Origin of the sequence: Streptomyces sp. NP-1717 (assembly GCF_022695985.1) — a bacterium.
Classification (GTDB): Bacteria; Actinomycetota; Actinomycetes; order Streptomycetales; family Streptomycetaceae; genus Streptomyces.
Window position 1 is genome coordinate 42,945 of the sequence record NZ_JAAPBF010000034.1, and the last position, 7,516, is coordinate 50,460.

At 72.5% G+C, this 7,516-nt stretch carries 7 protein-coding genes; 4 read left to right on the forward strand and 3 right to left on the reverse strand.

Annotated elements, in window-relative coordinates:
• Positions 1 to 84 precede the first annotated feature (84 nt).
• Entirely contained in the window at positions 85 to 735 is a 651-nt protein-coding gene (locus GXP76_RS10600; RefSeq protein ID WP_242571208.1) for a response regulator transcription factor, read from the reverse strand.
• Positions 732 to 1,961 (reverse strand): sensor histidine kinase, encoded by a 1,230-nt coding sequence (locus GXP76_RS10605; protein WP_242571209.1) that lies wholly within the window; start codon positions 1,959 to 1,961, stop codon positions 732 to 734. The genes GXP76_RS10600 and GXP76_RS10605 overlap by 4 nt, the downstream gene beginning before the upstream one ends.
• A gap of 161 nt (positions 1,962 to 2,122) precedes the next feature.
• On the opposite strand from GXP76_RS10605, the gene GXP76_RS10610 reads away from it, so the two are divergent.
• Positions 2,123 to 2,701 (forward strand): hypothetical protein, encoded by a 579-nt coding sequence (locus tag GXP76_RS10610; RefSeq protein WP_242571210.1) that lies wholly within the window; start codon positions 2,123 to 2,125, stop codon positions 2,699 to 2,701.
• A 1-nt stretch (position 2,702) separates the two neighbouring features.
• Here the strand turns inward: GXP76_RS10610 and GXP76_RS10615 are convergent, their stop codons facing one another.
• Positions 2,703 to 3,275 carry a cob(I)yrinic acid a,c-diamide adenosyltransferase gene (locus tag GXP76_RS10615; RefSeq protein ID WP_242571211.1) on the reverse strand — a complete coding sequence of 191 codons (573 nt, stop codon included), beginning with the start codon at positions 3,273 to 3,275 and terminating at the stop codon, positions 2,703 to 2,705.
• A gap of 323 nt (positions 3,276 to 3,598) precedes the next feature.
• Between GXP76_RS10615 and GXP76_RS10620 the strand changes: the two genes are divergently transcribed.
• The 3 genes from GXP76_RS10620 to GXP76_RS10630 all read left to right on the forward strand — a co-directional run.
• Entirely contained in the window at positions 3,599 to 4,447 is an 849-nt protein-coding gene (locus tag GXP76_RS10620; RefSeq protein ID WP_242571212.1) for a 3-hydroxyacyl-CoA dehydrogenase family protein, read from the forward strand.
• A gap of 208 nt (positions 4,448 to 4,655) precedes the next feature.
• Positions 4,656 to 4,979 (forward strand): STAS domain-containing protein, encoded by a 324-nt coding sequence (locus GXP76_RS10625; RefSeq protein WP_242571213.1) that lies wholly within the window; start codon positions 4,656 to 4,658, stop codon positions 4,977 to 4,979.
• Between the two features lie 272 nt (positions 4,980 to 5,251).
• Positions 5,252 to 7,516, forward strand: a 2,265-nt coding sequence (locus GXP76_RS10630; RefSeq protein ID WP_242571214.1) for an ATP-binding protein, incomplete at its 3' end; no start/stop codon positions are given.

Here is a 7,516-nt window from a genome sequence, read left to right on the forward strand (position 1 = left end):
CGTCAATAGGTCCAGACCAAAGGTGTCGACGGGTCGGCCGACCGGCTGTCGCGCCGTACGGCACGCCGGTCGCCGCCCGCGCCCTCAGATCCCCAACTCCTGCGCCAGAACGGCCGCCTGTACGCGGCTGCGCAGCTCCAGCTTGCCCAGCAGCCTGCTCACATGGGTCTTGACCGTCGCCTCCGCCATGTCCAGCCGTACCGCGATCTCCGCGTTCGACAGCCCGTCACCCAGGCTGGCCAGCACCTCGCGCTCACGCCGGGTGAGGGCGTCCAGCACCGTGAGGTCCGGCGCGTCCGGCGACCGTACGGCCTTCGGCGAGGCGAACTCCGCGATCAGCCGGCGCGTCACGGAAGGCGCGATCAGGCCCTCGCCGCGTGCCACCGTCCGTACCGCCTCGATGAGGTCCCGCGCGTCCGTGTTCTTCAGCAGGAACCCGGCGGCGCCCGCGCGCAGCGCGCCGAAGACGTACTCGTCCAGGTCGAACGTCGTCAGCACGAGCACGTCGGCCAGCTTCTCGGCGACCACCTGCCGCGTCGCCGACACCCCGTCCAGCCTGGGCATCGACACATCCATCAGCACCAGGTCGGGGCGCAGTTCACGGGCCAGCCGCACGGCCTCCTCGCCGTCCCGCGCCTCGCCGACCACCTCGACCTCCGGGGAACTGCGCAGGATCAGGACCAGCCCCGCGCGTACCGCCGACTGGTCCTCCGCCACCAGAACCCGGATGGTCATGCCGTGCCGCTCCCCTCGTCGACGGGCAGCTCCGCCCGCACCCGCCAGATCTTCGTGCCGTTCGCCCCGCCCGTGGCGCTCGCGCCGTCCGAGCCGTCCGCCGTGACCGGTCCCGCCTCGAACGCGCCGTCCAGCAGGGCGACGCGCTCCCGCATCCCGACCAGACCCGCGCCGGAGCCCGGTGCGCGCGGGCCGGGCCCGTCGCCGTACGGGCTGACGACATCGACGCACAGAGCCCGCCGTGTGCGCTCCAGGAGCACCGTCACGGGGCCGCGCGGCGCGTGCTTGAGCGCGTTGGTCAGCGACTCCTGGACGATGCGGTACGCCGCCATCTCGACCGGCGCCGGCAGCGCGGGCCCCTCGCCCCGCCGGTCCTGGAGCGTGAACGTGAGCCCGCTGGACGCGCCGTTCGTACGCGCCTGCTCCACGAGCGAGTCGAGCGCCCCCAGCGTCGGCGCCGGAGCGGGCCGCCGGTCGTCGCCGGTGTCCCGCAGCAGTCCGATGAGCCGCCGCATCTCCGCCAGACCCGCGACGCTGTTCTCGCGGATCACCGCCAGCGCGTCCTTGGAGGTCCGCGCGTCGTCGAGGGAGAGCGCGGCGGTGGAGTGGATCGCGATGGCCGACAGATGGTTGGCGACCATGTCGTGCAGCTCACGGGCCATCCGCGCGCGCTCGGCCATCACGGCCTGCGTCCGGTCCATCTCGGCGAGCAGGGCCGTCTGTTCGGCCCGCAGACGGGCGGCCTCGGCGGCGTCGCGGTGATTGCGGACCAGCACACCGGTGGTGGCGGGGGCGATGGTGATCGCCGCGGCCAGGACGCCCAGCAGTAGGCCCTCGGGCGAGCGGAGCCAGCTCACGGCCGCGACGGTGACGACGACCGTGGTCAGCGCCGTGCCCCAGGGGATCCTGCGGGCCGCGGACGGGCTGCCGTAGAGCACCGCCGCGTAGACGATGTCCGTGAACATGGCGATGGTCGCCACGCTGCCCAGGGTGAAGAAGTCGAGGACGAGCGCGAGGGTGGCGACCAGCAGGGCCGTGCGGGGCGCGCTCCTGCGCACCAGCTCCATCAGGGAGACGGCGGCGACCGGCAGCAGCACCCAGGAGCCGGACAGTCCCCGGTCGCTCCCCTGGGTGTGCAGTCCGAGGGCCCAGAGCAGCACGCCGCCGAGCAGGCCGGCCGCGGCGATCAGGGCGTCCTCTCGGTGCGGACGTGGGAGAACGGTCACCCCACCATCAAACACGGCGCCGCGGGCGGGCACCTCCGCGTGGCGGCCGAGACCGGACGGGGGCGCGCTACATCGAAGGATGCAGTCTCGGTTCGTCACTGGTGACGACGATCCGGGCCGGAACCGGCGGAAAACTGGGAGTGAGCCGAAGGGAGACTGCCGTGATCGTCACGCTGATCATCATCTGCGAGGTCGGATTCTGGGTGCTGCTGGGCATCGGACTGGCCCTGCGCTACTTCGCCGGGATGCCGCGCGTGTCGACCGCGGTGCTGCTGTGCGAACCGCTGCTGGAGGTCCTGCTGCTCGTCGTGACGGCGATCGACCTGAAGAACGGCGCCGAACCGGACTGGAAGCACGGACTCGCCGCGGTCTACATCGGCTTCTCGGTGGCGCTCGGCCCCCAGCTGATCAAGTGGGCCGACGCCCGCTTCGCCCACCGGTTCGCCGGCGGCCCGCCGCCGGTCCGGCCGCCGAAGTACGGCAGGGCCCGCATGGTCCACGAGTGGAGGACGGCCGCCCGCTGGGTGACCGCGTCGGCCATCGCGCTCGGTCTGCTCCAGTCCGCGATCTGGTACGTCGGCTCCGACGGGGACACCGGGTCGCTCCGGATGTGGCAGCAGAAGATGGTCTTCGTGATCGGGATCAACCTGGTGATCGCGCTCGGCTACACGCTCTTCCCGAAGAAGGACCCGGGCGGCCCCGCGCCGGCGGAGCGGCCCCGGTCCTCCAGCGACCGATAGGTCAGCGCTCGCCGCCCGGCACCCACAGCACGTCTCCGACCTCCTTGTTGGCCACCCTGGCCAGGATGAACAGGAGGTCGGAGAGCCGGTTGAGATACGTCGCCGTCAGCGGGTTCATGCTCTCCCCGTGCGCCTCGAACGCCGCCCACGTCGAGCGCTCCGCGCGCCGTACGACGGTGCACGCCTGGTGCAGCAGCGCCGCCCCGGCCGTACCGCCGGGGAGGATGAAACTGCGCAGCTTCTCGACCTCCTCCAGGAAGCGGTCGCAGTCCGCCTCCAGCTTGTCGATGTACGACTGCTCGACGCGCAGCGGCGGGTACTCGGGTGCCTCGATCACCGGTGTGGAGAGGTCGGCGCCGACGTCGAAGAGGTCGTTCTGGACCCGGACGAGGACCTTCACGACGTCGTCCCTCAGCTGCCCGAGCGCGATCGCCCCACCGATGACGGCGTTGGCCTCGTTGGCGTCGGCGTAGGCGGCGATCCGCAGGTCGGTCTTGGCCGTACGGCTCATGTCACCGAGCGCCGTGGTGCCCTTGTCGCCGGTACGGGTGTAGATACGCGTCAGATTGACCATGCGGCCAGCCTAGGCCGTGTCGTCCGGGACACCGGCGCGGCGCCGCGCGGCGCCTTTTGGCAGGGCGAGTTGGGGCGGGAGTCCGGAGGCCACCTCACGCGAGGCACACGTGACACCGGGCGGAAGGCGCTCAAGTACGCTGTACGGCAAGGCTGATGGGCCGACTCGCGTCGTGTACGGATGTGATGTCCGTCATGTGAGACGTGACGCGCATCTCTTCCCCACCACAGGGCACCTCACGACCGATAACCTCCGGCAGAGAGCAAATGTAAAGCGTGTGTTAAGGCACTCGCGGGTCCGGACCGGAAATCAAGGGGTACGTCGTGGCCAGGAAGCTCGCCGTCATCGGTGCCGGACTCATGGGGTCCGGAATCGCGCAGGTCTCGGCCCAGGCGGGCTGGGACGTCGTCCTGCGAGACGTGACCGACGACGCCCTGGCCCGTGGCAAGGACGCGATCCGCGCCTCGTACGCCAGATTCGTCGCCAAGGGCAGGCTGGAAGAGGCGGACGCGGACGCCGCGCTCTCCCGGATCACCACGACCACCGATCTGGACGCCGCGGCCGACGCCGACATCGTCGTCGAGGCCGTCTTCGAGAAGCTCGACATCAAGCACGAGATCTTCCGGGCGCTCGACAAGCTCGTACGCGACGACACCGTCCTCGCCTCCAACACCTCGGCGATCCCGATCACCAAGATCGCGGCGGCGACGGAGCGTCCCGAGCGCGTCGTCGGCGCCCACTTCTTCTCGCCCGTACCGATGATGAACCTCTGCGAACTGGTACGCGGCTACAAGACCAGCGACGAAACCCTCGCCACCACACGGGAGTTCGCCGAATCGGTCGGCAAGACCTGCATCGTCGTCAACCGTGACGTCGCGGGCTTCGTCACCACCAGGCTCATCACCGCCCTGGTCGTCGAGGCGGCCAAGCTCCAGGAGTCGGGCGTCGCCACCGCCGAGGACATCGACATCGCGTGCAAGCTCGGCTTCGGCCACGCCATGGGGCCGCTCGCCACCGCCGACCTCACGGGCGTCGACATCCTGCTGCACGCCGCCGACAACATCTACACCGAGTCGCAGGACGAGAAGTTCGCGGCGCCGGAGCTGATGCGCCGGATGGTGGACGCGGGTGACATCGGGCGCAAGAGCGGGCAGGGCTTCTACAAGCACTGACCTTCGCGCGTCCGGGCGGCCGGCGGGCGCCGAGCGACACCGACCGGTCGCTCCTCACCCCGCCGGGTGAATTCGGTATCAGTTCGCTCACGGACGGCAACTTCCGCGGCCGCACGGCTGTCAGTTGTTGCACAGAGACATCGCTTGAACGCATCGCACGCAGACCGAGAACACAGACGCGGAGCACAGAGGCATTCGGGGAGCGCATATGCACATCAGGGGCGACCACGCCGAACTGGTCGTCGAGGGCCGCCTCGACGTCCGCAGCGCGGCGGACGCCCGTACGGTCCTGCACACGGCCGTCGACGACGGAACAGGCGACCTGGTGCTCGATCTGACCGGACTGGATTCCTGGGACGCCACGGGCCTCGGCGTCATCATGGGCGCGCACCGCAGGGCCGGACGCTGCGGACGCAGACTCGTCCTGCGCGGCGTGCCGACCCAGATGCAGCGACTGCTGGTGGCCACCCGGCTGCACCGCATCCTCGCCATCGAGGGCGGCATCGCAGCAGAATCGCTTCCGCGCGTCTGACGCCCGAACGCCGAACGCCCGAACGTCCCGACGTCCGGACCGCGGGCACCGCCCGCCCGGTGTCCGTGCCCCCGGGGCCGCGCACAATCCTCACGAGACCGTGACGTCTCGGACGAGGTGGCACCCCGGCTGTTCCTGGATACTGTGCGGAGGTTTAGGGTTCGGCCGTCGGCCGGCCAACAACCCATGCGGCGGGCACCGGACCAGAAGCGACAGCGGGGCGTGCGAGGCCGGGAGGGCAACCGCACGCCACGATCTGGGGGGCTTTGACGATGAACCCGACCGACCCGACCCATCCCAAGGACCCGCGTCCCGAGGGTGCCGGGCGCGCCGACGACAGCCCCGCGGAGGGCGCCGACCGGCCGAACCCGTGGCTGTCGCACCCGGCGCCCGCGCGCACCGTCGAGCTGATCTCGGGCGACTTCCTGATCACCGTCAACCCCGTCGACGGCAGCGAGATCGAGCCCTGCCCGCCGGGTTCGCAGCCGCCCACCCCCGTCAGGCTCGACGCCGACGAGCGCGCCGAGCAGCGCCGGGCAGGCCGGCCGCCCATACCGCCGGGCCCCGGCGCGCCCCCGTTCCCGCTGCTGGAGCGTCAGGAGGAGCGCGAGCGGCTCGTCGGGCTGCTGGGGCGCGGGCACTCCGTACGTCTCACGGGCTCGGCCGGCTCCGGCCGTACCGCGCTCCTCGAAGCCGTCGCCACCGACTGCGAGGACCTCGCCCCGGACGGGGTCGTACGGCTCTCCGGCCACCACCGCACCGTCACCGAGCTGCTGTACGAGCTGTACGCGGCCGTCTACCGCTCCGTCCTGCACCGCCCCGACCGCGCCGGACTGCTCGGGCTGGTCCGCGGCATCGGCGCCGTCGTCGTCCTCGACGACCTCGAATTCGGCGGCGACCCGCTGGACGAACTGCTCGAAGCCGCGCCCGAATGCGCCTTCCTCCTCGCGGTCACCCCCGACGTGGACGCCCCCATCGGCCGCTCCAGGCTCGAAGAGGTCCTGCTCGGCGGCCTCGGTCGCGGCGCCTCGCTCGATCTGCTGGAGCGCGCCACGGGACGCCCCCTCACCGACGAGGAGGCGAACTGGGCCGGCGACCTCTGGTTCGAGTCCGAGGGGCTGCCGCAGCGCTTCGTCCAGGCGGGCGCGCTGCTGCGCGGGCGCGACAGCCTGCGCGCCGGCTCCGGTGCGTACGAGAGCGACGGGGTCTTCGTCCACGAGCTTGACGACGTGCCGTACGGCCGGGGACAGGGTTCGCCGGAGGGCGACGGGCCCGCCGCCGACGGGCAGCACGACGTACCGCTGCCGACCCTCGGCGAGGGCGCGGCGCCCGCCGTGCTGCTCGCCTCCCGGCTCGGCGAGGCCGCGCGGGAGACATTGCGCTTCGCCGTCGCGCTCGGCGGCGAGGTGCCGCACCAGGCCCATCTGCCGGCCCTGGTGGGCGACACCCACGCGGACGCCGCCGTCGGCGAACTCATGAACGCCGGGCTCCTGTCGCCCGTGGGCCCGCGCTACCGGCTCGCCGCCGGGGCGCTGACCCAACTGGAGGCGCGGGGATACGGCGTCGAGGCCACGTCCCGCGCGCACACCGCCGTCCAGCACTTCACCTGGTGGGCCGGCCATCCGTCGGTCACCCCCCGGCGGGCCGCGTCCGAGGCGGACGCGCTGCTCGCCGCGATGACGCCCCTGGTCTCCAGCGGCGAGCCCGGGCACGCGAGCGCCGCCGTCCTGCTGGCCAGGGGCGCGGCGCCCGCCTTCATGGCGGGGCTGCACTGGGGCGCCTGGGAGCGCGCGCTGCGGATCGGCCAGGAAGCGGCCAGGATCGCCGGAGAGGTCGCCGAAGAAGCCTATTTCCACCATGAGTTGGGGATCCTCGCGCTCTGCGTCGGACGTCTGGACCGGGCCCGCGCCGAGCTGGAGACCTCCATCGGCATGCGCGGCGCGGTCGCGGACAAGCGGGGCACCCTGTCAGGGCGCAGGGCGCTGGCCCTGGTCTCCGACCGGGAGAACGCGAACACACCGGCCGCGTTCGCCAAGGCCGACGCCGAAGCGCCGGTGTCGCCGCCGCGCGGCGTGTCCATGGTCGTACCCGTCCTGAAGCCGCCCTCGCCGGACGACCGGCTGACGCTGGTCACCCGCCGCGACGACACCCCGCCGGCGGGCGCCCCCGCCGGCACGTCGTCCGCGCGCCGGCGTCGTCCGGTACTGGGCGGGGCCCGCCGCAACCTGGTCGCCGCCGGCGCGGGCGCGGTGCTCGCCGCCGTCCTGGGCACGGTCGTCACGCTCGGGGCCTCGGGCAACGACACACCGACGGACCGGGTCCAGACCGACCACTCGGCGGACGACGACGACGGCGCCGGCTACGACACCGAGACGCCCGCGGACGCGAGCACGAAGCGGCCCGCCGAGCCGGGCGGCGTCCCGGGCACCACGAGTTCGGGCGCGCCGACGCCCGGCACGAGCGGCGGATCCGAGTCCGCGGACCCGGGCGACAGCCCGTCCGACGACCCGTCGGAACCGGACGACGAGCCGGATCCC